Raw genomic sequence first — 25,240 nt, forward strand, 5'->3', positions numbered from 1 at the left:
CTCATCAGATCGGATGATCGTGGGAACGCCGGGGTTTAAGGATCGACGAGGTCAGTCGTCGAGATCGCCGTCCAGCAGTTCGAGGTCCGGCGGCACCAGGGTCGTCGACTCGACGAGCCCGCGCAGCAGGTTGTGCAGCAGATTGTGATCGCTCGGCCCCGCGCCGTCGTCCTCGCGCAGTACCGGGTACGGGAAGTCCCCGCCGCGCTCGATCCGGCGGCGTACCGCCCCCACCTTGCGCTCGATCCGGCGCTCGCCCCAGACGCCCTCGCCGCACAGATAGGTCAGCTCCATGGCCGCCTGCCGGTACGACAGGGGGCGCGGGCACTCCTCGTAGAGCAGGTAGTGGCGGCCGAGCACGACCAGCAGCAGCCGCTCGTCGTCGTCCAGCGGCCACCGCTTGGGCGCCAGGGTGTCGTCCTCCCGCCGCGCCCCGAGGCCCCGCTCGCCGTGGTCCGTCACAAACAGCTCGACCAGGTGCTCGCGGTAGCCCGAGCCCCTGACGAACAGCGGTGTGTAGCCGGTGTCCAGGGGGATCGGGTCCATGCTGGAGTGCATCATCCGGCCGCGCGGCAGCCGGACCAGCTGCTGCCCGGTGTTCCGCAGCCACCACCGGCCCTCGCGGTACGTCAGCTCGCCGTGCCGGCGGCTCACCCGCAGATCGCCCTCGGTGACGGGCAGATCCACCTCGGGCCGGCCGGCGCGCCCGAACCGGACGACGCGGCCGGGCGTCGGCGGAACGCTGATGCCGCCGATGATCGAGCGCGCGTGGAGCGTGCCGGGCCGGGCGGGTTCGGCGCCGCGCGCCAGGGTCTCGGGGCGGTGGCTGTCCATCGCTGGCCTCCTCGGGTCGTGCCGTCCGGGACCCACTGTGCCCCACCGGCGGCGGGACCCCTCCCGCTCGGACGTGGGTCAGACGGCCGGAAGAGCGGCGGCGGCCGACCGGGCGAGATCGGTCGCCGTCTCGCAGGGCCGGCCCTGGGCCCGTGCCCCGCTGACCACCAGGCGCAGCCGCTCGGTCGGCCCGTCGTCCTGGCCCTGGTGGGGGTGGTAGAACACATCGACGGTGCAGGTGGAGTCGCCCTCGTACTCCGGCATCACGACGGCGTCGCGTCCGGCGAGCTCGGTGAACCGGGCGTTGTCCGGGGGCGAGAGGAAGCCCTGGTCGAACACCAGCCGCACCGCCATGCGGTTGGTGGTGCTGTGCCAGCCGCAGGTCCAGCGGCCGAAACCGACGTCCAGGTCGCGGGCGTCGATGCCCGGGACGACCTCCAGCGCCCGGGCGTCGAGCAGCCCGCAGGCGTCCTGACGGGCCAGCGAGTCGGCCGGGAGCTTCGGCGAGCGGCGCGGGACCTCGCCCCGGTTGAGCACGGTGACCGCGTGCTCGACGGCGGCGTCGGCGATCTCGCACAGCGGCGCCTTGGCGTCGTCGGTCAGCTTCGCCTCGACCCTGATGACGATGTCGCGCACACCCGACAGCACCAGCGTGCGACCGCACTCCTCGCTCTCGGCGGGCTCCGTGATGACGCCGACCCTCCCCGACATCCTGGCCGTCGCGGCGCTCGGCGGATCCTCGGTGTCGAGGTCCACCGTCACATCGACGATCTCGCTCTCGTCCGAGCTCAGCACGATGTCGCAGCGGTCGTAATTGCCGTACCGCGGGTCCAGTTGGGCGTTGTCCCCGAATCGCTCGAACGGGCTGGTGCTCAGCAGCGCGCACGGATCCACCGTACGGGGGTCCCCGATGCCGAAGTCGTCGCCGGTCGCCCTGGCGGTCGGTGTGGCGGTCGGCGATTCCTCGGCGTGGGCCGAGCGGCCGCCACCGTCCCCGTCGTTCGGCCACAGCACCATGGCCACCGCGGCGGCCGCCACCACCGTGGCGGCCGCGCCCCCGGCGAGCAGGGAGCGGCGGCGCAGCAGGGACGGCAGCCGGGCCACGCCGGTCTCATCGGGCCCGGTGGGCCCATGCGCCTCAGGGGACTCTTCGGGAGGCGGGTAAGGCTTGGTCACCTCCTCGAGCGGCACCCGCGGAAGCTGGTCCACCGGCCCCGCGATCTCCCGCAGCGCCCGCAGCGCCGCCGCCGCGCCGGGCCGCCGCCCCGGGTCGCGCTGAAGCATCGCGGTGAGCACCTCGCGCAGCGGCCCCACCTCCTCGGCCAGCGCCTCGGTCCGGATCGCGCGCCCGGGGCCGCGCGGTGGCGTCTCCCCGGTGACCAGCGCGTACACCGTGGCCCCGAGCGAGAACACATCCGACGCCCGCTCCGGCGCCCCCCGGAAGGCCTCGGGGGCGGCATAGGCGGGGGTGAGGCTGATCGGGCCGCTCGGCGTGACCGTCCTGCTGCCGTCGATGCGGTACGCGGCGCCGAAGTCGGCCAGCTTGGCGACCCCGTCCTCGGAGATCACCACGTTGTGCGGTTTGACGTCGCAGTGCACGATGCCCTTGGCGTGCAGTGCGTCCAGGGCGTTCGCGACCTGGGCGCCGACATGGGCGGCGAGCTTCGCGGGCAGCCGGGCCGAGCCGTCCAGGCTGCCGCCGGTCACATGCTCCATCACCAGCCAGAAGGTGGTCTTCCGGCCCCGGCCGGAGCGTTCGGCTCCGTAGAGGGTGACCACGTTCGGATGGCTGAACTTCGCCAGCGCACGGGCCTCGGCCAGGAGTTCGTCGAAGGCGGCCCGGCTGTTGTCTTCGGCCAGGGCCCGTTTCAGTACGACCGGCCGACCCAGCTCCGTGTCGACGGCGAACCAGACCGCGCCTCTGCCTCCGTTGACGGGCCCCTTCGTGAGCCGGTACTTGCCGACCTTCCCACCCGGGCGCACTTCGGACACTCCCCTCACACCGGCTCACGTCGCGCCATGACCTGGCGCGCGCACCGAACTTACTGCGTGAGGAGGCGAGCACACAGCGTTTCGGGCGCACTTACCAAACCCCCGCATGTGTGGAGGCGAGGCGGCCCGCGGCGGCGTACGCCGGGCGGTCGCAGGAGCGCCCGCGGAGCGCTCGGGGTGGCGGGGGAGCGCATGACGGAGGCGGGGGACGCGGCCCACCCCTGCGGACCACGTCCCCCGCCCCTGCCCTCCCCAACAGGGCTGTTACGGCTCCCCGCCGGGCTCCGGGCCCTCGTAGCCCCGCCGCGACGAGGCGTCGATGCCGACCTCGTAGCGGATCCCGGCGTGGAGCGTGTTGCCGCGGACCCGGGCACCCGTGGAGTGGACGGCGAGCCCGATGGCGTGGTGGGTCGGCGCGGCGAAGGTGTTCCCGGTGATGGTCGCGTTCTGGACGTCCTCGAACATCAGGGCCTGTGAAGCGCGCAGCGTCTCACAGAAGTTGTCCTTGATGACGAAGTCCCCGGAGGCGCCCCGCCCGTCGCCCTCGCCGTCGTTCGGCCCCTCTGCCATGAGGCACATGTTGTCCACCTGCTCGCAGCGGTTGCCCTCGATGCGCACCCGGTGGCTGGGCGGGGTGTCGCTGGCGAACGTCTGCATGCAGTCGGCGTGCCTGCCGCCGCTGTTGTCCGTGTCGCGCACCGTGTTGTGCGCGATGGTGAGGTCGTCGCCGAAGAAGCGGATGCCGTCGCCGTCCCCGCCCTTCGGGCGGATCACGGTGTTGTCCCGCAGGGTGATCCGACGGCCGGTCAGCTCGATCCCCGGCGCCCGGGGGCGGACCGCCCGGAACCCCTGGACGACCACGTTGTCGGCCTCGACCGTGATCCCGTTCACGGTGTCGCCGCGGCCGGAGTAGACGATCGGCTGCCGCGGTGTCCCGCCCTTGGTGATGACCAGCCGGCGCCGGGTCAGATCGCCGTCGAAGCAGACCACGTCGCCCGGGCGAGCCGAGCGCGCCGCGTCGCCGGGGCCGGCGGCGTGGCGGGTGCAGCGCGGCGCCGCGCCGGCCTCGGCGCCGCGCGCCCCCGCCCAGGGCCCGGTCAGCGTGATCAGGAGCGCCAGGATCGAGATGGCGAGAAAGCCGACGACGAGTTTCCGGGTGATCCGCGTGATCCGCATGCCGGCCACCGTAGACAGGCGGCGCCGGGACCGGTCCCCGCTCCGGGCGAACGGCACGACGCCCCGCCCGGAACCGGTCGGAACCGGTCCGGGCGGGGCGTCGCGTGCTGCCGGGCGCTACGGGACGGAGAGGATCAGTCCTGCGGCGTGCCCTGGGGCAACTGGCGCCATGACACCTTGGTGTTGGTGTCGAACGCCCAGTCCAGCATCTTCTTGGCGTCCGGGTACCGCTTCGGGGCGTTGAGTATCACGCCCACCACCGTGCGTCCGTTTCGCTTGGCGGCGAAGACGAGACACCTGCCGGGCGCCGTGCCGGTGCCCGTCTTGATGCCGATCGCGCCGCTGTACGAACCCAGCAGCCGGTTGGTGTTGTTCCAGGAGTACGTCCTCGTCCTGCCGTTGGCCGCCGGCGCCTTCTGAACGGTGTCGACGGACTTGACGACCGTGGTGAGGGTGGAGTTGCCGAGCGCGTGCCGGGCGAGCTTGGCCATGTCGCGCGGGGTGGTGTAGTTCTGCTCCCCGAACGAGATGCCGTCGAAGGTGTCGTAGTGGGTCTTGGTCATCCCCAGCGCGGACGCCTTCTTGTTCATCTGGGAGATGAACGACTTGGTGCGCTTGGCCGTGGTGTCACCGGTGCCGAACGTGTCGGCGAGCGCCATGGCCGCGTCGCAGCCGGAGGGCAGCAGCAGACCGTACAGCAGCTGCTTGACGGTGAGCTTGTCCCCCTTCTTCAGGTCCGCCTTGCTGCCGCCGACGCGGGCGACGTAGTCGATGTACGACTGCTTGACGGTGACCTTCTTGCCGAGGTTCAACCCCCTGGTGTCGAGCACCACCATCGCGGTCATGAGCTTGGTGGTGCTCGCCATCGGGCGCTTGGCGTCGGCCCCCTTGGACCACAGCCGCGTGTTGGTGCCGTTGTCCATCAGATACGCGCCCTTGGCGCTGATACCCGACGGGCCGCCGGCGGCCTCGGCCGTCGACACGGGCAGCGCGATCGTCAACGCCGCCGTGGATGCGATGACGGCCGCTCCCCAGCGCCGCACCGCGGTTCCCCCTAATCTTCTCATATGCCCTCCATCTCCTCGTGATTATTGGGCGAGCGCATCATGTCACTGGGGGATGAATCGATGGACGTCGGGGCGTCAGTTGCCGTTCGCGGTGGTCCAGTCGTAGGCGGCCCGGGCGTCGAACTCCCGATGGCCGCCCGGGAAGAGCAGCCCGGCCGAGGCGAACGCCGCGTCGCCGCCCTGCCCGGCGCCGTCGCCCTGCCCGTCCGGCACATACGGCACGGCGATGCACCGCATCCCCGCCCGGCGCGCCGCCTCGACCCCCGGCGCCGAGTCCTCCACCACCACACAGTCGGCGGGGGCGGCGCCCAGCAGGCGCGCGGCCTCAAGGAACACATCCGGCTCCGGCTTGCTGCGACCGACGTCCTCCGACGAGACGCGGACGGTCAGCCGGGCGCCCAGCCCGGTGGCCTCCAGCGCGGCCTCGATCGCGGCGCGGGAGGAGCCGGACGCGACGGCGAGGGGGTGCCCGGCGGCGTGCGGCAGTTCCACGAACTCGCGCATCCCGGGGAAGGCCGTGGCCCGCTCGCGCGCCCACCTCGCGCGCCGGGCCCCGCGGCTGCGTTAGCGTCGGCCCTCCACGGTGATGTCGGCGGAAGGGCAGTGCGGTGAGCACCACGGGCAGGGGACAGCGGGCGTACATCGGATCGTTCACCTCGGAGGGCGGCGCCGGGATCGCGGTCGCGTCCGTGGACGCGGAGACGGGCGCGCTGAGCGTTCTGCACACGACGGACGCCGTGCCCAACCCCTCCTACCTCGCGCTCGCCCCCGGCGGCCAGGTCCTCTACGCGGTGAGCGAGACCGACGACGGCGCGGCCGCCGCCCTGAGCGTCGCCGACCCCGCCCGGCCGCCCGCTCCGCTCGGCCCGCCCGTACCGGTGCGCGGCGCCGTCCCGACGCATCTCGCGCTCGCCGCCGGGTGTCTCCTCACCGCCAACTACGGCTCCGGGAGCGTCACCGCGCTCCCGGTCCGGGACGGCGGCGCGCTCGCCGAACCGTCGGCGGTGCTGCGCCACGAGGGCGGCGGGCCGGTCACCGACCGCCAGGAGGGCCCGCACGCGCACGCCGTCGTCCCTGACCCGTCCGGCCGCTGGGTGCTCGCGGTCGACCTGGGCACGGACTCGGTGTGGGTGTACGCGCTGGGCGAGCCGGACGCACCGGGCGAGCCGGACGCACGGGGCGGGCAGGGCGTACGGCGGGCCGCGGTGCGTACCGTGGACGCGCCCCCGCGCGCGCACCGCGAGGCCCGGCTGCGCCCCGGCAGCGGCCCGCGCCACCTCGCCTTCCACCCCCGCGGCCACCGCGCTTACGTCGTCAACGAGCTGGACTCGACGGTCACGGTGTGCCGGTGGGACGCGGCGTCCGGCACCCTCGACGCGCTCGGCGAGGTACGCGTCGTGCCGGACGGCACGGACGTCCCCAACTTCCCCTCCGAGGTCGTCGTCTCGGCGGACGGCCGCTTCGTCTGGGTCGCCAACCGCGGCCACGACAGCGTCGCGACCCTCGCCCTCGGCGCCTCCGGCGACACCATGACGCTGGTCGCCACCACGCCCTGTGGTGGGCGCTGGCCCCGCGATCTGACCCTGGCCCCCTCGGGCCGCCACCTCTACGCCGCGAACCAGCGCTCCGGCGAGGTGACCTGGTTCGACATCGATCCGACCACCGGCGTGCCGACCCCGGGGGGCTCGCTCGCCGCCCCCGCGGCCTCGTGCGTGATCTTCGCCTGAGCGCGCGGCCGGGGTGCCCGCGGCCAGGTCGGGCACTCGGCGGTGCCCGACCCGGCCGCCGCGGGCGGGCTCGGCGGCCCGCACGGCGTCCGTGACGCGGCCCGGCGCGGTGTCAGCGCATCGCCGGGGCGGGCTGGAGCTTGATGCCCAGCACCGTCGCGTACTTCGACAGCACCAGCTTGCCGACGGCCGGGTACGCGCCGAGCGCCTCCGCGGCCGCGCACTCCGCCTCCTCGGCGGCGGCCGCGGGGAGGTCGGCCGCGACCTCCGGGCCGATCAGGTAGGGGGCGAGGGCGAGCCGGGCGGAGCCCGCCGAGCGGAGCTGCTCGGCGACGCGCATGACGGCCCCGTCCTCGTCCAGCGCGGCGGCCATCACCGGCACGGCCAGGCGCGCGGAGAGCAGCATGCCGGTGATGCCACCGGCCTGGGTCGCCTCGGCGCCGCCGACCGTCGCCAGGATGATCCCGTCCGCGGCGGTCGCGACGGTGAACAGGCGGGCGCGGTCGGCGCGGGCCAGGCCCGCCTCCGAGAGGCGCACGTGCAGGGCCTCGGCGAGGAGCGGGTGCGGGCCGAGGACGTCGGTGAGTTCGGCGGCGGAGCCGCTGTGCTTGACGGCCTGGCGTATCCGGCGCAGCAGCGCGTTGTCCGGCCCGGCGAGCAGCGGCACCACGACGGCGGACGCCGCCTCGTCCGCGGCGGCGGGCTCGGCGGCCACCACCGGGGCCTCCTCGCCGAGCGCCTCGGCCTCGGCCCGGACCGCCTCCGCCTCGGCCCGGGCAGCCGCGGCGGCCAGGCGCGCGCGCTCGCCGCGCTCCTGGGCGGCGCGGGTGAGCACGGACTCCAGGGCCGGGAAGTCCGCCGTGTCCCCGTCGCCGTCCACGTAACCGATCCGGGCGTCCAGGCCGGGCAGCTCGGAACGGGCGATGCTCACGATCTCCTCGGCCAGGCTCCGGGTGGCGCCGTCGGGCGAGCCCGGGACGGCGAGTACCAGCGGAGGTGCGCCGACGGGGGCGGCCACGGGCTCCGGTCGGCGGTGCCGTCCGGGCTGGCGGGGACGCGGCATTCGTACAGGCAGGCCGGACGCGGGCCCAGTGGGGGAGCTCATGGCGCCGCATGTTAGTCGCTTGTTGTGATCGACTGTTCGGGAGGGTGCGAGGCGGGGGTATCTGTCCCCATTTGCCGAGGCGAACTGCGCGACGGCGTACAAAGCCCTGCGGTGCCGTGCCGGGTCGTGTATCGGCGGGCTCAGGGCGTCAGAGCATCAGGGAATCAGAGCATCAGGGCTTGGCCGCTGCCGGGCCGACGTCCACGACACGCAGCAGCGCGGCGTCCATCGGAAGGCGCAGCGAGTCACCGGCGAGCGCCGCGGCGATCCGCACCGCGCCGGTCAGCGGGTCTCCCGCCGCCTCGGTCACGCGGGCGTGCGGCAGCCGCGCCGCCAACTGGGCGCGCAGGGGCACGAGCAGCGGGTCGCCCATCCGGAACAGGCCGCCGGTGAGCCCCACCGCGCATCCCTCGGTATCGGGGCAGACCGCTGCCGCGGCCTCGGCGATGTGCCGTGCGGCGTCCCGCAGGATCGCGTCCGCGACCGGGTCCCGCTCCGCCGCGCACCGCCCGACCTCGGGCGCGAACGAGGCCAGTACGGCGGGCCGGTCCGGGCGCGGGTACAGCTTGCCCGGCAGCTCGCAGGCCGGGCCGAACACCGCCTCCAGACGGGCCAGGAGCGGACGGGAGCCGCCGTCGCGCCCGTCGTACGCGCGCATCGCCGCCTCCAGGCCGGCCCGGCCGATCCAGGCGCCGCCGCCGCAGTCGCCGAGGAGATGGCCCCAGCCGTCGGCGCGCCGCCAGCCGCCGCCCGCGCGTGCATCGCCCGCCGCGTCGCCTGCCAAGTCGTCCGCCGCGCCGTCCGCGGTGTCGTCACTGGTGTCGCCCGGCAGGGCGACCAGGGCGCCCAGGGCGATCAGGCCGGTGCCGGCCGCGACCACGGCGCCGGACCGCTGGCCGAGGGCCCCGGCGTAGGCGGTCACCCCGTCGGCCGCCAGGGCCAGTCGCCGGGCGCCGAACGAACGCGCCAGCGCGTCGGGCAGCTTGGCGCGCAGATCGTCGCCGAGCGTGGCCATGCCCGCGGCGCCGACGCACACCGCCGCCACACGGTCCGCTCCCGCCTCGCGCAGCAGCGCGTGGGCGGCGGGCTCCACCCGGGCCAGCAGGCTCTCCGCGTCGATGCCCCGGTCGCCGACCACGGCGGGCGTGGGCGAGGACCAGGTCGGGCCGTTCCCCGGACCGTCGCCATGGGACAGCGCGACCCGGACGCCGGAGCCGCCCGAGTCGATCCCGAGGACGAATTCCCGCTGTGTTTCCCGCTTTGTGCGGTCGCCCACCGGCTCAGCCGAACCCGCGCGCATCCTGCTTGAGCGCCGTGTCCACGGTGAGTGCGGTGGCCACGACGAGGCTCAGCAGCGGATCGGGCAGCTGGCGGTGGATCTGGAGGACGTAGTTGTCCGCGGTGGTGAACATCGTCTTCGCCAGACCTTCCCAGGTCTTGGTGATCCGGGCGACCTCGACGTCGGTGTGGTCGACGATGGCGAAGTTCCAGGCGCGCCAGTTCTCCGCCTTGATGGCGCCGATCTGCTGGCCATTGACCTGAATCGCGAAGTTGATCTTGCCGATGGCGTTCTGCTGCACGATCTCGCCGACCGGCTGGCCGTCCGGGCGTGTCACCAGCACCTTGGACTTGATGAACTTCGCCGGGCGGGTGAGCACCAGATGCGGCTGCCCGTGGGCGTCGCGGATCTCCAGCTTGTGGGTCATGAACTGGTCGAGGCTCGTCATGAACCGAGCCACCTTCTTGAGCGTGCTCTGGCCGACCTGGACCACCGACCCTATGGTCCGCCCGTGCTGGTCGAAGACGCTGTACTCGTTGGTGAGCTCGATCAGCTTGGCCTTCTGGTTCACCACCAGCACCGGCTCGCTGAAGAGCGTGCCGCCGCCCGCGTAGACCGGGGCGACACCCGCCTGCTGCTGCACCTGATGCTGGATCTTCGCCGGGTCCGCGACCGGCTGGGCCGGCTGCTGCGGTACCTGCCCCGGCTGGCCCGGGTGGGTGTGCTCGGTCCACTGTGCGCCGTCCCACCAGCGCAGCTGGTTCGGCGTGCCCTGCGGGTCGGCGTACCAGCCCGCAGGGGTGTTCGGGTGTGTCGTCATGGCGGGCAGACTACCTGCCGCTCACCAGGAAGGAAGCGGTCAGGGAAGGCGCCAGTCCACCGGCTGGGCCCCTTGCTGTACGAGGAGGTCATTGGCGCGGCTGAACGGACGTGAGCCGAAGAAGCCGCGGTCGGCCGACATGGGGGAAGGGTGGGCGGACTCGACGGCCGGCAGGCTCCCGAGCAGCGGCCGTACGTTCCGGGCGTCGCGGCCCCACAGGATGGACACCAGGGGGCGGCCGCGCGCGGCCAGCGCCCGGATGGCCTGCTCGGTGACTTCCTCCCAGCCCTTTCCGCGGTGGGCGGCGGGCCTGCGCGGCGCGGTGGTCAGCGCCTTGTTGAGCAGCAGCACGCCCTGCTCGGACCACGGGGTCAGATCGCCGTTGGAGGGGCGGGGCAGACCGAGGTCGGTGTGCAGCTCTCGGTAGATGTTCTCCAGGCTGCCGGGCAGCGGCCGCACCTCGGGGGCCACCGAGAAGCTCAGCCCCACCGCGTGGCCGGGCGTCGGATAGGGATCCTGACCCACGATCAGGACTCGCACCTCGTCGAAGGGCTGTTGGAAGGCGCGCAGCACATTCTTCCCGGCCGGGAGGTAGGTGCGCCCCGCCGCTATCTCGGCCCGCAGGAAGTCGCCCATCGCGGCGATGCGTCCTTCGACCGGTTCAAGTGCCTTGGCCCAGCCTGCTTCTACGATTTCGTTCAAGGGTCGTGCCACGTCGCGTCACTCTAGTGGCTCGGTGCGTGGCCGTGCGCCAGCTCACCGGAGCCCGCCCCTCACCCGGGTACGCACCTCACCCGGGTACGCACCTCACCCCACCACCGCGGCCCGCACGCACAGGACGTCCGGCAGATGCTCGGCGACCAGCCGCCAGCTGTCGCCGTCGTCCGCGCTCGCGTACACCTCGCCGTTGCGATTGCCGAAGTAGACGCCCGCCGGGTCGGCGTCGTCCGTGCGCAGCGCGTCCCGCAGGACCACCCCGTAGTGGTGCTCCTCCGGCAGCCCGGCGGACAGCTCGGACCACGACGCCCCCGCGTCCTCGGTGCGGTAGATCCGGCAGCGGTAGTCGGGCGGATAGCGGTCCGAGCCGTCGTTGACCGGGAACACATAGGCGACGCCGCCGCGCCTGGGGTGGGCGGCGACCGCGAATCCGAAGTCGGCGGGGAGCCCCTTGCCGATCTCCGTCCAGGTCGCCCCGGCGTCGTCGCTGCGGTACACCCCGCCGTGGTTCTGGAGATACAGCCGGTCGGGGTCCACCGCGTCCGGCGCGATCTTGTGCACGCACTGGCCGAACTCCGGGTGGTGGTCGGGCAGGAACTCCGCCTTCAGCCCGGTGTTGGACGGCGCCCAGCTCGCCCCGCCGTCCGCCGACCGGTACACCCCGCCCGAGGACACGGCCGCCAGCACCGCGTCGGCGTCGCGGGGGTCGGTGACGACCGTGTGGACCGCCTGGCCGCCGAAGCCCGCGCCCCACTCCGGCCGCTGCGGGTGGTCCCACAGGCTCCGTACGAACTCGAAGGTCTCGCCGCCGTCGTCGGACCGGAAGAGGGCGCCCGGCTGGGTGCCCGCGTACACCACCTCGGGCGCGGCGGGCCCGGCCGGATGCAGCTGCCACACCCGCTCCAGCGAGGTGTCGGTGCCCTCGGGGAAGCGGACCGCGGGCGCGGGCGGCTCATGCCAGCTGCGCCCGAGGTCGTCGGAGCGGAAGACCGACGGGCCCCAGTGGGAGCTGTCCGCCCCGACCAGCAGCCGGGGCACGGCGCGGCGGGTGTCGATGCCGACGGAGTACACCGCCTGCATCGGGAAGTGCGGACCGGTCAGCTCCCAGCCCCCACCGCCGCGGCGCCCGAGGAACAGCCCCTTACGGGTGCCGATGGCGAGCAGGACGTCGTCCATGGGGCATCACTCCTTGCGATGTGTCCGACATCACAGAGTCTGCACCCCGCCACTGACAACGGCCTGCTCGGTCCACGCAGCCGCAGGTCAGACGGCCCGGCCGTACTGCGAGGGGGCCGTGACGGCCGCACCCAGCTCGCGCGCCGCGCGCCGCGCCCAGTACGGGTCGCGCAGCAGCTCCCGGCCGAGCAGCACGGCGTCCGCCTCGTCATTGGCGACGATCTTCTCGGCCTGCTCCGGCTCGGTGATCAGGCCGACCGCGGCGACCGGCAGCCCGGTCTCCGCCTTGACCCGCGCGGCGAACGGCACCTGGTAGCCCGGGCCGGTCGGGATCCGCACCCGCGCCGCGTTGCCGCCGGTGGAGACGTCCAGCAGATCCACGCCGTGTGCCTTGAGCTCGCGCGCGAACCGGACGGTGTCGTCGGCGGTCCAGCCCTGGCGTTCGTCGGAGTCGTCCTCGGTCAGCCAGTCGGTCGCCGAGATCCGGAAGAACAGCGGGAGTTCGTCCGGCCACACCGCGCGTACGGCGTCCACGACCTCGAGCGCGAAGCGCGTCCGGTTCTCGAAGGACCCGCCGTACTCGTCGGTGCGGTGGTTGCTGTACGGCGAGAGGAACTCGCCGATCAGATAGCCGTGCGCGCCATGGACCTCGGCGACCTCGAACCCGGCGGCCAGCGCGCGCCGCGCCGCCTCGGCGAACTGGTTCACGACCTCGCGGATCTGGTCGGCCGTCAGCTCCTCGGGCACCGGGTGACCTTCGTCGAACGGCACCGGGCTGGGTCCGAGGGGCTGCCAGCCGCCCCCGTCCTCGGCCACGGGCCCGCCGCCCAGCCACGGCCGGTCGGTCGAGGCCTTGCGTCCGGCGTGGGCCAGCTGAATGCCCGGCGTGGTGCCGTGGGCCTTGAGGAAGGCGGTGATCCGGCGGAAGGCGTCGGTCTGGGTGTCGTTCCACAGGCCCAGGTCGGCGGGGCTGATCCGGCCCTCGGGGCTGACGGCGGTGGCCTCGACCAGGACCAGACCGGTGCCGCCGACGGCCCGCGAGGTGTAGTGCGAGAAGTGCCAGTCGCCGGCCACACCCGCGTCCGGGCCGTCGACCTCGGCGGAGTACTGGCACATGGGCGACATCCAGATCCGGTTGGGAATGGTCAGCGACCGCAGGGTGTAAGGCTCGAACAGCGCGCTCACGGCAGGCTCCCTCTCATGTCTTCCACGGGACCCTTGTACGATAACCCTCGTAGTACGCCAGGCGTCAAATTACGAAGACTCTCGTACCATGCTCGTAGAATGGGTCTGCCAGCCAGGCACCGAGGAGTAGCCGTGCAGACGCAGACCCCCGCCCAGGAACAGCCGACCGGCCGTTCGCTCGAGCACCCCGCGCGCGACGACATCCGCCTCGAGGACGTGCTGCACGCGCTGTCCGATCCGATGCGGCTGCGGGTGGTGCGGGCCCTGGCGGCCGAGGCCCACGAGCTGACCTGCTCGGACGTGGACCTGCCGGTGACCAAGTCCACCTCCACCCACCACTTCCGGGTGCTCAGGGAGTGCGGCGTGATCAGCCAGATCTACCGCGGCACGGCCAAGATGAACGCGCTGCGCCGCGAGGACCTAGAGGCGCTGTTCCCCGGGCTGCTCGACAGCGTCCTGCTCGCCGCCGCCCGCCAGGACCTGCGCCCCGCCGACGACCGGGGCTGAGCCCCGCCCGGCCCCGGCCGGCAGATGGTTGAAGAGCAGGTTGAGCGCGATGGCGGTGAGGCAGCCCGCGCTGATCCCGCTGTTCATCACCGTCTGGAACCAGTGCGGAAACTCCTGGTACACGCCCGGCACACCGACCGGCAGCAGCCCGACGGCGACCGACACCGCGACCACCGTGAGGTTGTGGTTGTCCCGGAAGTCCACCCCCGCCAGGGTCCGCAGCCCGCTCGCCGCGACCGTGCCGAACATCACCAGACCGGCCCCGCCCAGCACCGGCGCCGGGACCGCCGCGACCAGCGCGCCCAGCTTGGGCGCCAGGCCCAGCAGCACCAGAATGCCGCCCGCCGTGGCCACCACCCACCGGCTGCGCACCCGCGTCATCCCCACCAGGCCGACGTTCTGGGCGAAGGCGGTGTACGGGAAGGTGTTGAAGACCCCGCCGAGCAGGGTGGCCGCGCCGTCCGCGCGCAGCCCGTCCGCGAGCCGCCGCGCGTCGACCTCGCGGCCGGTCATCTCGCCCACCGCGATGAAGTCCCCGGTCGTCTCGGTCATCGTCACCAACGCGACTACCAGCATCGAAGCGATGGCCGCCCCCTCGAAGGTCGGGGCGCCGAAGTGGAAGGGCGTGGAGACGCCGAGCCAGTCGGTGTCGCCGATGCCCGAGAAGTCGGTGAAGCCGAGCGGCGCGGCCGCCGCCGTCCCGGCCACGATGCCCACCAGCACCGCGATCCGGCCCAGGAAGCCGGGCGCGAAGCGCTGCACGGCCAGAACGGTGACCAGTACCCCGGCGGCCAGCCCCAGGTTCTTCGGCGCCCCGAAGTCCGCGGAACCCTGGCCGCCCGCGGCCCAGTTGCCCGCCACCGGCAGCAGCGACAGTCCGATGACGAGGATCACCGTGCCGGTCACCAGGGGCGGGAAGAAGCGCAGCAGCCGTCCGAAGACCGGCGCGAGCAGGATCATCGCCACCCCCGCGACGATCACCGAGCCGTAGATCGCCGGCAGCCCGCCGCCCTCGGTGCCGATCAGCACCATCGGGGTGACCGCGGCGAAGGTGCAGCCCTGCATGATCGGCAGCCGTACGCCGAACCGCCATAGTCCGACGCACTGGAGGACGGTGGCTATCCCGCACAGCAGCAGGTCGGCGTTGATGAGATACGCCAGGTCAGCGGGCGGCAGCTTCATGGCACCGCCGACGATCAGCGGCACGGCGACGGCGCCCGCGTACATCGCGAGCACATGCTGAAGATCGAAGGCGGCGAGCTGTCCGGGCGGCGGGACCTCGTCCACGGGGTGGCGTGCGGACTTCATACGGGCTCCTTGGGCGGCTACGGGAACGCTGCGGCTGATGAGGCAGCTGGGGAGTGGGTAGCACGACAACAGGACGCGACGGTAGAAGCCTTGAACAGTTTGTTGATTTCCCCGGCGTTGCCGCCGTGTGACCAGGCCGCCGGGGCTCGGCGCCGAGCGCTCCCGGAGCTCAGCCCCGAGCGTCGCGGGCCGCCGTCAGCAGCCCGGGCCAGTCCGGGATCTTCACCCGCTGCCGCCCCAGCGCCTGCCCGAGCGCCGACTCCGCCGCCTCGATCCGCAGCCAGCCGGGCCACTCCACCGGCTCCAGGCCCATCGCCCGCAGCGCCTCCCGCGGGTCCTCGGCCACCGGGCGCGAGGCCAGGGCGTCCGCGTCGGACAGGAGGGAGGCGACGGTCTCCTTGGCACACGAGCGGTTCGTGCCGATCACCCCGGTCGGACCGCGCTTGATCCACCCCGCGACATACTCGCCGGGCGACGGCGCGCCGCCGCGCACCACCCGCCCCTCGGCATGCGGGACCGTCCCGCTGTCCGTGGCGAACGGCAGCCCCGGCAGCGGTACGCCCCGGTAGCCCACCGACCGCAGCACCAGCTGCGCCGGTACGTCCTCGAACTCGCCGGTCCCCGCGACCCCGCCCATCCCGTCCGGCGCGGTCCGCTCGAACCGCACCGCCCGTACGGAGGCATCGCCGAGCAGCGCCGCCGGGCGCAGGAAGAACCGCAGATGGATCCGGCGCGGCCGGCCTTCGGGGGCGCGGCGCGCCCAGTCGCGCAGCACCTCCACATTGCGCCGGCCGGCCCCCGGCAGCTCCGACGGGTCCGCGAACGCCGGATCCATCGCCAGCTCCTCGGGCCGCACCAGCACATCGGCACCGGCCAGCGCGCCGAGCTCGCGCAGCTCCTTGGTGGTGAATTTGGCCTGCGACGGACCGCGCCTGCCGACCATGTGGACATCGGCCACCCGGCTGTCGGCGAGCACGCCGAGCGCGGCGTGCGGCACATCGGTGGCGCGCAGCTCCTCCGCCCCGCGGGCGAGCACCCGCGCCACGTCGACCGCGACATTGCCGACCCCGATGACCACGGCGGAGCGCGCCCCCAGCGCGAAGGCGTCGATCGCCGAGTCGGGGTGGGCGCTGTACCAGGAGACGAACTCGGTGGCCGAGAAGCTGCCCGGCAGCTCCTCCCCGGGGACGCCGAGCCGGCGGTCGGACGCCGCCCCGACGCAGTACACGACCGCGTGGTAGAGCCCCAGCAGCCGCTCGGGCACCAGCGGCGCGGGCCCCACCGGCACATTGCCCAGGAAGCTGACCCGGGGGTGCTCCAGGACCGTGCGCAGGGTGTTCTGGAGCGACTTGATCTTCTCGTGGTCCGGGGCGACCCCGTAGCGCACCAGGCCGTACGGGCACGGCAGCCGGTCCAGTACGTCCACGGCCACATCGGGCACGGTCTGCTGCTGGACGAGCGCCTGGGCGGCGTAGACCCCGCTCGGCCCGGAACCGACGACTGCTACGCGAAGCACGGAGGAGCTCCTTCCGCAGGATGTCTCCAGCATCGCACCCGGGACGGGCTCCGGTCCGGAATTACACACCCGATGCCAGGCTCCCGGGTGACATCCGGGCCGAAGGCTGACGCCGGGGCGCCGGCCATCGGCCCGGGCGCCGGCTTTCGGCTCTCCGAGCCTGCGCTATCCGAGCTGCTCCATCCGCCGGATCTCGGCGCTCTGCTGAGAGATGACGTCGTCCGCCATCTCCTCCACCCGCAGGTTGTTGCCCTTGGCCAGGACGTCCGTGGCCATGGAGACCGCACCGGAGTGATGGGTGATCATGAGCTTGAGGAAGAGCTTGTCGAAGTCGGCGCCGCGGGCCGCGCGCAGCTGGTCCAGCTGCTTCTCGGTGGCCATGCCGGGCATGGCGTCGTGGCCGTGCCCGCCCGCGTGCTCCGGCGCGCCGCCGCCCTGGTCCTTCGTCCAGCCGTTCGTCTTCTGCCAGCCCTGCATCGCCTCGATCTCCGGCTGCTGCCCGGCGGCGATGCGCTCGGCGAGCCGCTTGACCTTCGACGACTTCGCCCGGTCGGGGGCCAGATCGGTCATCACCAGGGCCTGCCGGTGATGCTCGATCATCATGCTCACGTACGCGAAATCGGCCGAGTTGGGGGAGTCGTCCTCCTTCTTCGCCTTCGCCGCCTCCTCGGCCGTCAGCTTCTCGGCCGCCTCGCCGGGCTTGCCCGGCGCGATCACCGAGGGACCGGCCTCCTTGCCCTTGTCGTCGGCCTTGGCGCCGCCTTCGGACTCGCAGCCGGTGAGGGCCAGCGCCAGGGCCGCGGTCACCGCCGCGACCGCGAGCCGGACGGCGCGGGTGGTCGTGGTCGTACGCCGGATCAACACCGTGACCTCCAGGGATGCTTGCAAGCTGTGCTGGTGACCGTATTAGCACGTAAGTCGCCGATCCCGGCCGAGAATCTTCGTTACATATTCATTGCCGACTGTTGGTCTGTACATGAAACAAGCCATACTGCCCACGACTCAGGTCCACGCATCGTTCAACCCGAACGTGAACCAAGGGAGGACGCAGTTGAAGCCGTGGCACAGATTCCAGGTGCGCCACAGATCCCCGATGCGGCCCCGGCACTTCGGTACAGCCGTCGTCGCCTTCGGCCTCCTCGCCTCGCTGTTCGCCGCGAGCCCGGCGGCCGCGACGCCCGACCCCGGCGCCGACCCCAAGGGCAAGCGGGTAACGGAGGATCAGGCCGCTGACGTCAAGGCGGCCATCAAGAGCGGCGAGATACCCGGCGTGGACGAGGTCGTCCACAGCGACAACGTCAGCCATCTGACCAACATCCCCAAGCAGGCCCTCAAGGGCACCAACTCCGACCTGGCCTTCCAGGGCAAGTACGCCTTCGCGGGCAACTACGACGGCTTCGTCATCTACGACATCAGCAACCCGAAGCAGCCGAAGACCGTCAGCCAGGTGCTCTGCCCCGGCTCCCAGAACGACATCAGCGTCTCCGGGAACCTGCTCTTCCTGTCCACGGACTCCTCGCGCAGCGACAACTCCTGCAACAGCACCACGCAGCCCGCCACGGAGAAGTCGTCCTGGGAGGGCATGAAGGTCTTCGACATCACCGACAAGACCGCGCCGAAGTACGTCGCGGCCGTCGAGACCGCCTGCGGCTCCCACACCCACACCCTGGTGCCCGAGCGGCAGAACGTCTACATCTACGTCTCCTCGTACTCCCCGGACGCCACCTTCCCGGACTGCCAGCCGCCGCACGACGGGATCTCCGTCATCAAGGTGCCGCGCAGCGCCCCCGAGAAGTCGGCCGTCATCGACTTCCCGGTGCTCTTCCCGGACGGCGGCAACCCGGGCGCTCCCACCAACCCGGGCGTGTCCAAGACGACCGGCTGCCACGACATCACCACCTTCCCCAAGCTGAAGCTGGCGGCGGGCGCGTGCATGGGTGACGGCATCCTTCTGGACATCGCCAACCCGGCCAAGCCGCGCGTCATCGACCGGGTCGAGGACAACGTCAACTTCGCCTTCTGGCACTCGGCGACCTTCAACGAGCGCGGCGACAAGGTCGTGTTCACCGACGAGCTCGGCGGCGGCGGGGCCGCGACCTGCAACGCCGAGGTCGGCCCGAACCGCGGCGCCGACGGCATCTACGACATCGTCGGCAAGGGCGACCGCCGCAAGCTGGTCTTCCGGAGCTACTACAAGATCCCGCGCCACCAGGCGAACACCGAGAACTGCGTCGCCCACAACGGCTCGCTGATCCCGGTCAAGGGCCGCGACATCATGGTCCAGGCCTGGTACCAGGGCGGCGTGTCCATCTGGGAGTTCACCGACTCCGATCACCCCAAGGAGATCGGCTACTTCGAGCGCGGCCCCATCTCCACCGAGACGCTGGTCGGCGGCGGCTCCTGGTCCGCGTACTACTACAACGGCTACATCTACTCGAACGACATCGCCAAGGGCTTCGACGTCCTGAAGATCGACGACCGGCGCACCGACAGCGCCCGGTCGGTGCGGGTGCCCGAGCTGAACGTGCAGACGCAGCCCGACTACCGCTGACCACCCGCCCCGGACGACCCCAGGTCGTCCGGGGCGTCCTGGCTGTCCTGCCCGTCTCGCTCGTCCTGCTCGTCCTGCTCGTCCGTCCCGCCGGGCCGTTCCGCGCCCGGCGGGCGGCCCAACTCCCACTCCAGCCCGTAGCGGTTGAACAGCTCCGCCCGCAGCCGCTCGACCGGCATCGGAGCCCCCGGCAGCAGCAGCGCGACCACCGCGCCCATCAGCTGCGCACGTAACAGCGGGTAGTCCGCGTCCGGGTCCGGCGATCCGTACCGCACCATCGTGTCGCGCAGCAGCAGGGCCAGCCGCTGCTGCTCGGGGCACTGGATGAACCCCTCGGCCGTCAGAATGCCCGCCATATGCGTCCGCATCAGCAGCGGACGCTCCACAGCGAGCCCCAGGATCGCGTCGATCGCCCGCGCCAGCCACTCGCGGCCCGCGCCCTCGCCCTCCGGCCGCGGCTCCCGCTCCAGCCCCTTGGCCAGCTCCAGGTGCATCAGCCGGTGCACGGCCGTCTGGAGCAACTGGCGCTTGCCCGGGAAGTAGTACGAAACCAGACCGCGCGCCGCCCCGGCCCGGTCGGCGATGTCGGCGAGAGTCGTCGCCTCGTAGCCGCGCTCGCCGACCAGATCGACCGTCGCCTGAAGCAGGCGCTCCTGGGACCGGCGGCGCAACTCCTCATTGACCGAAGGGCTGCGGGGGGACATGCTGTAACTCCTGCGTTGACTGGCTCATGGCCAATATACTCAGTGCGGTCTCGGGTTGTCCGCCATCCTGTGCCCTGGGCGGCCCCGATGCTCCGCCGGTTCGGGCGACGCGGGGGATCGTCCGAATCGGCGGTTTCACCGCGTCTGTGACCGGGTGTCACGGCGTCTGACCGCGCCCGCGAGGTCGAGCACCGGCCGCAGCCCGTCAGGGCGGCGCTCCACCGGCAGATGGTCCACCAGATGCACCCGGCACCCCAGCCGCGCCGCCCCCGCGTCCGCCCGCCGGTCGTCCCCCACCATCACGGCGTCTTCCGGGGCCAGCCCGAGCGCGTCGCACGCCACCCGGAACAGCCGGGGGTCGGGCTTCTGGACGCCGTGCTCGAACGACAGCACATAGGCGTCCACGAACTCGTCAAGACCGTGCGCCCGGAACACCGGCCGCAGATCCCAGCCGATGTTGCTGACCACCGCGATCCGCACCCCGCGCCGCCGCAGTTCGCCCAGCACCTCGGCCGCGTCGGGGTACGGCCGCCAAGCGGCCGGCTGCATGTGGCGGTCGTACAGCGCGTCGTACAGCTCGGGGTCGGGCAGCGGCACCTCCCGGGCCAGCCCCGTGAAGGCGGCACGGTGCTCCTCCGCGCTGCGGTCCCGCGTGCCCCACACCTCGCTCAGGTGCGGCGGCACCGCCAGCGGCGGCGCACCGCCCGGCAGCGCCCCCGCGTCCTCCAGCCGCCGGGCGTACCGCAGCAGGTCCTCCTCCGGGAGGACCGCGCCCGAGGCGTCGAGCACGGCCCGCAGCCAGGCGTCGGTCGGCTCGATGCGGAAGAGGGTCCCGGAGAAGTCGAACAGCGCGCCCTTGATCGTCATGCCCCCATCGTTCCAGGCCCGCGGCCCAGGTGGTGCCCGCTCGGCCGATGCGGGTGGGCCCGCGCTCGCCGCCGGAGACGGGTCACTCCTCGGCGCGCTCGTCCTCCCGGTCCGGCGGGTACGGGTACGTGGCCGCCGCCGCGTACACGAGGGCGGCGCCCAGCAGCCAGCCGCCCAGCACATCCGTGGGCCAGTGCACCCCCAGATACACCCGGGTGAACCCCACCCCGGCCACCGACACCACGGCCAGTACGGTCGCGGCCCGCAGCCACGCCGCGCGCGCCCCGCACAGCGTCATCACCCACAGCAGCAGGCCGAACGCGACGGTCGCGGTGAGGGCGTGGCCGGACGGGAAGGCGGCGTAGTGCGCCGAGTCCACCGGGTTCGTCCAGTGCGGGCGCTCCCGGCCGACCGCCGCCTTGATGCCCTGCTGGAGCGCCGTCCCCGCGGCGGCCGTGGCCGCGATCCACATCGCGAGCAGCCACATCCGTCGCCACAGCAGCCATCCGGCCAGCAGCGTCAGCCCCGCACGCATCGTCCAGGGATCCCACACCCAGTCGGTCAGCACCTTGTTGGCCTCGGTCCAGCCGTGGTGCGTCACCGCGGTCCGGTGCAGGGCTTCGGCGATGTCCCCGTCCGCGTCCACCAGCGGCCCCCAGCCGGCCGCGACCGGCACCAGCAGGATCACGAAGAGCGCGGCGAGGACCGCGGCGGTGCGTACGGCATGGAGCTTCGACACATGCATGAGTCGATGATCGCGCACCGGCGGGCGCGGGGGGCGGCCAGGGCCTAGCCTCGCAGGGCGCGGAAGAGGTCGAGGGTCGCCGCCAGCTGCGAGTGGCACGGGGTGGGCAGGTCGTCCGGGGCGAACCAGCCGAGCGCGTCGAACTTGTGCGGCTCGCCGATGGCGACCCGCGCCGGGTCCACCTCCACGGCGCACACCACGGCCACCCAGTGGGAGACGGGATCGCCGCGCAGAATGTTGCGGACCCCGAGGGTCTCGACCGTGAGGGCCTCCGCGGTGTACTCCTCACGGACCTCACGCGCGACGGCCGCCTCGAACGACTCGCCGTGTTCGAGCGCCCCGGCCCCCGTGTCCCAGGTCCCCGGCTCGTCGCGCGCCGCCGCGCCGCGCCGGGCCAGCAGGATGCGCCCCGCGCCGTCGTGGCACACGAAGACACACGAGACGGTGGGGGCCGTCAGCGCCCGGTCGCCGGGTCGCTCGGCCGGTGCGGGGGTCGTGCACGTGGTGCGGGTCATGTTGCTCAGGCCTTCCCGGGTAGGTGACAGCGCGCGACTGTAGCCGCGGGCGCCCCGCCCCGGCGAAGGGTTTACGCCTGGCTCAGCCCAGCACCCGCAGCGCCGGGACCAGCGTGACCACCAGCGGCACGACGGGGACCAGCGCCGCCGCGGCCGTCAGCCGAAGGCGGCGGGCGGGGGAGAGCCGCGCGGCGGGGGCGAGCAGCCGGTCCACCCGCTGCGGGACCTCCGCGAGCTGGGCCGGAACGGGCCCGAACACCCCCCGGTGCTCGTTCAGTTCGACCAGCGCGAGCGCGGTCGTCAGCCGCCCGAAGCGCCGCGAGGCGGAGTCGTCGGCGGCCAGCTCCACCAGCCGGTGCACCTGGTCGCGGAAGGCCGCGAATACCGGCACCTGAGGAAAGCCGGTGGCCAGCGCGGCCGAGCAGTGCAGCAGCCAGTGGTGGCGGGCCCGGGCGTGCCCCTGCTCATGGGCCAGAACGGCATCCAGCCGACGGCCCTTGAGGCGGCGCAGCGCCGCCGTGGTGATGACCAGCCGGGGCGGAGTGCCCGGCAGCCACCACGCCTCGGGCCGGTCGCCCTCCAGCACCACCAGACGGTCCCCGGCGGGCTCCTCGCCGGGCAACGCCGGGCAGCGGTCGAGCAGTTCGGCCCGCCGCTGCTTGCGCCGCGCCCGCGCGCGCCCGATCTCCCGCGTCAGCATCACCGCCGTCCACACCGCGCCGCAGGCCAGGACGACGGCGACGGGGGCGGCCCAGGGCCCGTACGCGGACAGCGCGTACGCCTCCACCACGCCCTGGGGCGCGGGGGCGAAGACATTCCCGCGCACGGCCTGGGACGCGGCCGCCGCGGTGAGCGCCATGGTCAGCCCGCAGCACAGCAATACGGCGACCACCACGCACTGCCACACCCACAGGGCGAGCACGGGTTCGCGGTCGGCCCAGTCGGACCGGGCCAGCAGGCGGGGCGCCATTGCCGCCGCCAGAGCGCCGAGGCCCATCAGCGCGAGCGGGACCATCATGGCGTCACTTTAGTGAGCGCGAGGGCGAGGCGGGTACGGTCCGGTGGCCGGAAGTGACGTACACCACGGCCGCGGGACGGTTCCGGGGGCGCTCAGAGGGTCAACAGCATCGCGGACATCCCGATCGCCATGGACAGCCTGCACGCGTCGGCCAGTTCGGGCCGCCGCGACCAGGCGGGCCGCCCGGGGTCGCCGCCCGCCCCGGCGCCCGCGGTGGCCGTGGCCGCCGGGACGAGCCGGCGCGTCGCCGACCACACCACATACACCGCGAAGTACGCGAGCAGCACGCCCGTGAGCGGCGGCACCCCGCCAGGCGCCCGCCCCTCCGCCCCGTGCCCGGCGTGGCCGTGGGCCCCCGCCGGGCCGCTCACCGCCATCGCGAGCGCCATGTAGACCATCGCCAACGCCCCCACCGCGTGGTGCAGATGATGGCCCAGGTCCTCGCCACCGCGCCGCGCGGGCAGCAGCGCCCGTACGGCCGCCACGGCGAACACCGCCGCCAGGACCGGCGGGCCCCAGGGCCGGGGGTCCAGCGCCGCGGCGGGCACCGCCATCACCGCCATGCCCCACCCCATCAGCGCCTCGGCCCCCGCGGCCCGCCGCGGCAGCCCGGGCGGCTCGCCGCGCATGCGCAGCAGGCAGTACGACCCCGTGGCCGCGCACAGCGCGACCAGCAGCCAACCGGCGAGCGGCGGTCCGTGCACGGCACCTCCCGGGACGGACGGATCCCCCCGAGGTTGCCCGGCACCGGCCCGGCACACGGGAGCGCACGGGGGCAACGGGGGAGCGCGGCAGGCCGTCCCGCAGCCGTGATCTTGACCTCGCGCGCACTCCAGGTCCTAGCGTCCCGGGACATGACGACCGAGCAACACAAGATCGGCAGCGGCTTCGGCGCGCACGTCATCGTCCCGGCGCGCAGGACCGCCGCCGCGGCGGGCCGGCTCTGGGCGCTGTCCGGCGATCTCACGGGGCTGGATTCGTTCTCGTAGCCCCCGAGGCGCGGTGTGCCGACGATGCCCGCAGGTCGCCCAGCCACCGTCGGCACAGCTCGGCGGTGACGGGCTCGCACAGCTCGGGCGTCGAGATCTCGAACAGGAACTGTGTCAGCAGGTCCTCGTGTCCCGCTTCGAAGTCCACCCACTCCTCGAAGTGCACCGCCTGGGCCCAGTCCACGAGTTCGCGCGGACTCGCCGTCCCATCGGCGACCCTCGCGGCGGCGGCAGCGGCGTGGGCACGGGTGAAGGTGACGGTCGTGGTGCCGCCGTCGCGCCGTACGGCCCGGACGAGCCGGGCGGTCTCGCCACGCCAGTGCACGAGGTCTTCCAGGGCCCCGCCCACCATGCCCCCTCCACAGATCCGTGCCGCCTCGGCGGAAAGCGGGTGGCGGCGCGGCGAGCCCGTGCCTGATGATCGAGCCATGGACGCCGTCGTTCAATGGGTACGCACCGAGTGGACCAAAACCTCCCGCGGCGGCCCCGAAGCCGCCCGGAGGAACGCGGCTCCCCTCGCGTTTCCGCTGCCGCCCGGCCTGGCGTCGGCCGTGCACGAGGTCGTCATGCGGGAAGCCGACGCCTTCGAGCCCCACACCTCCGTACGGGAGCTCCCCGACCCCGGAGTGGCGCTCCAGGAGGCCGGGGGCCTGCTGCGGGTCCGTCCCCCTGAGGCGTCGCTGTTCAGCATGCCCCGCCGGCATCGCCGCCCGCCCGCGGTGCGGCTCGGGCCGGGGGAGTGGCTGCGGTGGCGGATCAACTACCGCTTTGTCGGTTTCTGTGGCGGTGAGTGGTCCTACCGGCTCGACACTCTCAACGTCGCCTACGGCCCCGCCGCCCCGGATGTCTTCCTCGGCTCGCCGACCCGGCGCGTCGACGAACGCGCGTATCTACGCTGACGGTGTCCGTGTCCGTACGTGCAGATGGCCGTCGCCCGGGAACGCGGGCGGTGCCGCCGGCAGCAGCCTGGCCAGTTCGTACCCGCACTTGTGCGCGACGCCGCATGACGCCGCGTTGTCCACCTGGTGCAGCAGCTCGAGTCGCGTCAGTCCGTCACCGGCGAACGTGGTGAAGGCCCAGTCGGTCAAGGCCCGCAGCGCACTGGAAGCCACTCCGCGACCACGCGCGTGCGCCGCGCTCCAGTAACCCACCTCGGCCGAGGCGCCGCCAGGGGTGACGTTCTTGAGCACCACATGGCCCGCCAACCGCCCCTCGGACGACGAGGCCCGGGACTCCACAACGGCGAACGCGAAGCGGTGCCCGGCCGCCCGGCCCCGCTGCTGCTCCTGAATCCAGCGCACCGCGCCCGCCTCGTCGTCCACGGGCGTGTTCGTCCAGCGTCGCAGGGCGGGGTCCTGGCACAGCCCGACCAGATCGGCAGCGTCCGCGGGGTCCCAGGGGCGCAGCACGAGAGCGGGCGCCTGGGTGGTGATCCTGTCCAT

Annotated in this window: 26 protein-coding genes and 1 pseudogene; 5 read left to right on the forward strand and 22 right to left on the reverse strand. The window is 73.2% G+C overall.

The annotated features are described in order from the left end of the window. Positions 1–51 precede the first annotated feature (51 nt). The 5 genes and pseudogenes from ACH4S9_RS38660 to ACH4S9_RS38680 all read right to left on the reverse strand — a co-directional run. The gene (locus ACH4S9_RS38660; RefSeq protein WP_311726846.1) at positions 52–834 is read right to left on the reverse strand and encodes an FHA domain-containing protein; all 783 of its coding nucleotides are present in this window, start codon (positions 832–834) and stop codon (positions 52–54) included. Between the two features lie 78 nt (positions 835–912). After that, complete coding sequence (locus ACH4S9_RS38665) at positions 913–2,817, reverse strand: serine/threonine-protein kinase (RefSeq protein ID WP_398376359.1); 1,905 nt, start codon at positions 2,815–2,817, stop codon at positions 913–915. Positions 2,818–3,090: 273 nt separating this feature from the next. Next, a complete protein-coding gene (locus ACH4S9_RS38670) occupies positions 3,091–4,002 on the reverse strand; it encodes a right-handed parallel beta-helix repeat-containing protein (protein ID WP_398376361.1) in 912 nt (303 codons plus the stop codon). A gap of 134 nt (positions 4,003–4,136) precedes the next feature. Beyond that, positions 4,137–5,069, reverse strand: a complete 933-nt coding sequence (locus tag ACH4S9_RS38675) for a D-alanyl-D-alanine carboxypeptidase family protein (protein ID WP_398376363.1) — start codon at positions 5,067–5,069, stop codon at positions 4,137–4,139. 75 nt (positions 5,070–5,144) lie between these two features. Next, positions 5,145–5,609, reverse strand: a pseudogene (locus ACH4S9_RS38680) (HAD family hydrolase); the annotation flags it as partial. Between the two features lie 68 nt (positions 5,610–5,677). Between ACH4S9_RS38680 and ACH4S9_RS38685 the strand changes: the two are divergent. Beyond that, complete coding sequence (locus ACH4S9_RS38685; RefSeq protein WP_398376365.1) at positions 5,678–6,796, forward strand: lactonase family protein; 1,119 nt, start codon at positions 5,678–5,680, stop codon at positions 6,794–6,796. A 112-nt stretch (positions 6,797–6,908) separates the two neighbouring features. On the opposite strand, the gene ACH4S9_RS38690 is transcribed toward ACH4S9_RS38685, so the two are convergent. From ACH4S9_RS38690 to ACH4S9_RS38715, 6 genes are all read right to left on the reverse strand, one after another. Beyond that, positions 6,909–7,901 (reverse strand): hypothetical protein, encoded by a 993-nt coding sequence (locus tag ACH4S9_RS38690; protein WP_311726841.1) that lies wholly within the window; start codon positions 7,899–7,901, stop codon positions 6,909–6,911. Positions 7,902–8,073: 172 nt separating this feature from the next. Beyond that, positions 8,074–9,201 carry an N-acetylglucosamine kinase gene (locus ACH4S9_RS38695; RefSeq protein WP_398376367.1) on the reverse strand — a complete coding sequence of 376 codons (1,128 nt, stop codon included), beginning with the start codon at positions 9,199–9,201 and terminating at the stop codon, positions 8,074–8,076. Continuing rightward, entirely contained in the window at positions 9,182–10,000 is an 819-nt protein-coding gene (locus tag ACH4S9_RS38700) for a phospholipid scramblase-related protein (protein WP_311726839.1), read from the reverse strand. The genes ACH4S9_RS38695 and ACH4S9_RS38700 overlap by 20 nt, the downstream gene beginning before the upstream one ends. Before the next feature lie 39 nt (positions 10,001–10,039). Then, positions 10,040–10,714, reverse strand: coding sequence for a uracil-DNA glycosylase (locus ACH4S9_RS38705; protein ID WP_311726838.1), 675 nt, complete (start codon positions 10,712–10,714; stop codon positions 10,040–10,042). A gap of 93 nt (positions 10,715–10,807) precedes the next feature. Further along, positions 10,808–11,893, reverse strand: a complete 1,086-nt coding sequence (locus ACH4S9_RS38710; RefSeq protein ID WP_398376370.1) for an exo-alpha-sialidase — start codon at positions 11,891–11,893, stop codon at positions 10,808–10,810. A gap of 87 nt (positions 11,894–11,980) precedes the next feature. After that, entirely contained in the window at positions 11,981–13,078 is a 1,098-nt protein-coding gene (locus tag ACH4S9_RS38715) for an NADH:flavin oxidoreductase/NADH oxidase (protein ID WP_398376372.1), read from the reverse strand. A gap of 132 nt (positions 13,079–13,210) precedes the next feature. Between ACH4S9_RS38715 and ACH4S9_RS38720 the strand changes: the two genes are divergently transcribed. Next, entirely contained in the window at positions 13,211–13,585 is a 375-nt protein-coding gene (locus ACH4S9_RS38720; RefSeq protein ID WP_358845829.1) for a helix-turn-helix domain-containing protein, read from the forward strand. Here the strand turns inward: ACH4S9_RS38720 and ACH4S9_RS38725 are convergent. The 3 genes from ACH4S9_RS38725 to ACH4S9_RS38735 all read right to left on the reverse strand — a co-directional run bounded on the left by ACH4S9_RS38725 (position 13,499) and on the right by ACH4S9_RS38735 (position 17,273). Next, positions 13,499–14,893, reverse strand: coding sequence for a nucleobase:cation symporter-2 family protein (locus ACH4S9_RS38725; RefSeq protein WP_398376375.1), 1,395 nt, complete (start codon positions 14,891–14,893; stop codon positions 13,499–13,501). The genes ACH4S9_RS38720 and ACH4S9_RS38725 overlap by 87 nt on opposite strands. A 169-nt stretch (positions 14,894–15,062) precedes the next feature. Then, on the reverse strand, positions 15,063–16,409 hold the full coding sequence (locus ACH4S9_RS38730) for an FAD-dependent oxidoreductase (protein WP_358845827.1): 1,347 nt from the start codon (positions 16,407–16,409) through the stop codon (positions 15,063–15,065). 165 nt (positions 16,410–16,574) lie between these two features. Then, the gene (locus ACH4S9_RS38735) at positions 16,575–17,273 is read right to left on the reverse strand and encodes a DUF305 domain-containing protein (RefSeq protein WP_385344634.1); all 699 of its coding nucleotides are present in this window, start codon (positions 17,271–17,273) and stop codon (positions 16,575–16,577) included. 229 nt (positions 17,274–17,502) lie between these two features. On the opposite strand from ACH4S9_RS38735, the gene ACH4S9_RS38740 reads away from it, so the two are divergent. Continuing rightward, on the forward strand, positions 17,503–18,960 hold the full coding sequence (locus tag ACH4S9_RS38740) for a hypothetical protein (protein ID WP_311726978.1): 1,458 nt from the start codon (positions 17,503–17,505) through the stop codon (positions 18,958–18,960). Here ACH4S9_RS38740 and ACH4S9_RS38745 read toward each other — a convergent pair. The 6 genes from ACH4S9_RS38745 to ACH4S9_RS38770 form a co-directional block, all read right to left on the reverse strand. Further along, positions 18,951–19,664, reverse strand: a complete 714-nt coding sequence (locus tag ACH4S9_RS38745) for a TetR/AcrR family transcriptional regulator (protein WP_398376377.1) — start codon at positions 19,662–19,664, stop codon at positions 18,951–18,953. The two genes, ACH4S9_RS38740 and ACH4S9_RS38745, sit on opposite strands and share 10 nt — an antisense overlap. A gap of 135 nt (positions 19,665–19,799) precedes the next feature. Then, on the reverse strand, positions 19,800–20,531 hold the full coding sequence (locus ACH4S9_RS38750) for an HAD family hydrolase (RefSeq protein ID WP_398376379.1): 732 nt from the start codon (positions 20,529–20,531) through the stop codon (positions 19,800–19,802). Positions 20,532–20,613: 82 nt separating this feature from the next. Continuing rightward, positions 20,614–21,276 carry a phosphatase PAP2 family protein gene (locus tag ACH4S9_RS38755; protein ID WP_311726830.1) on the reverse strand — a complete coding sequence of 221 codons (663 nt, stop codon included), beginning with the start codon at positions 21,274–21,276 and terminating at the stop codon, positions 20,614–20,616. A gap of 44 nt (positions 21,277–21,320) precedes the next feature. Beyond that, entirely contained in the window at positions 21,321–21,791 is a 471-nt protein-coding gene (locus tag ACH4S9_RS38760) for an NUDIX domain-containing protein (RefSeq protein ID WP_311726829.1), read from the reverse strand. An 82-nt stretch (positions 21,792–21,873) separates the two neighbouring features. After that, positions 21,874–22,809: a M56 family metallopeptidase gene (locus ACH4S9_RS38765; protein ID WP_385344575.1), complete on the reverse strand. Its 936-nt coding sequence runs from the start codon at positions 22,807–22,809 to the stop codon at positions 21,874–21,876. 92 nt (positions 22,810–22,901) lie between these two features. Next, entirely contained in the window at positions 22,902–23,513 is a 612-nt protein-coding gene (locus ACH4S9_RS38770) for a DUF5134 domain-containing protein (protein WP_358845822.1), read from the reverse strand. Positions 23,514–23,663: 150 nt separating this feature from the next. Here ACH4S9_RS38770 and ACH4S9_RS38775 point away from each other — a divergent pair, with 150 nt between their 5' ends. Then, positions 23,664–23,798 carry a hypothetical protein gene (locus ACH4S9_RS38775; RefSeq protein WP_398376382.1) on the forward strand — a complete coding sequence of 45 codons (135 nt, stop codon included), beginning with the start codon at positions 23,664–23,666 and terminating at the stop codon, positions 23,796–23,798. Here the strand turns inward: ACH4S9_RS38775 and ACH4S9_RS38780 are convergent. Further along, positions 23,773–24,150 (reverse strand): hypothetical protein, encoded by a 378-nt coding sequence (locus ACH4S9_RS38780; RefSeq protein ID WP_398376384.1) that lies wholly within the window; start codon positions 24,148–24,150, stop codon positions 23,773–23,775. The two genes, ACH4S9_RS38775 and ACH4S9_RS38780, sit on opposite strands and share 26 nt — an antisense overlap. A gap of 76 nt (positions 24,151–24,226) precedes the next feature. On the opposite strand from ACH4S9_RS38780, the gene ACH4S9_RS38785 reads away from it, so the two are divergent. Beyond that, positions 24,227–24,697, forward strand: a complete 471-nt coding sequence (locus ACH4S9_RS38785) for a hypothetical protein (protein ID WP_398376385.1) — start codon at positions 24,227–24,229, stop codon at positions 24,695–24,697. On the opposite strand, the gene ACH4S9_RS38790 is transcribed toward ACH4S9_RS38785, so the two are convergent. Then, positions 24,689–25,240: a GNAT family N-acetyltransferase gene (locus tag ACH4S9_RS38790; protein ID WP_398376387.1), complete on the reverse strand. Its 552-nt coding sequence runs from the start codon at positions 25,238–25,240 to the stop codon at positions 24,689–24,691. The two genes, ACH4S9_RS38785 and ACH4S9_RS38790, sit on opposite strands and share 9 nt — an antisense overlap.

This window comes from Streptomyces sp. NPDC021225, from assembly GCF_044332865.1.
Classification (GTDB): domain Bacteria; phylum Actinomycetota; class Actinomycetes; order Streptomycetales; family Streptomycetaceae; genus Streptomyces.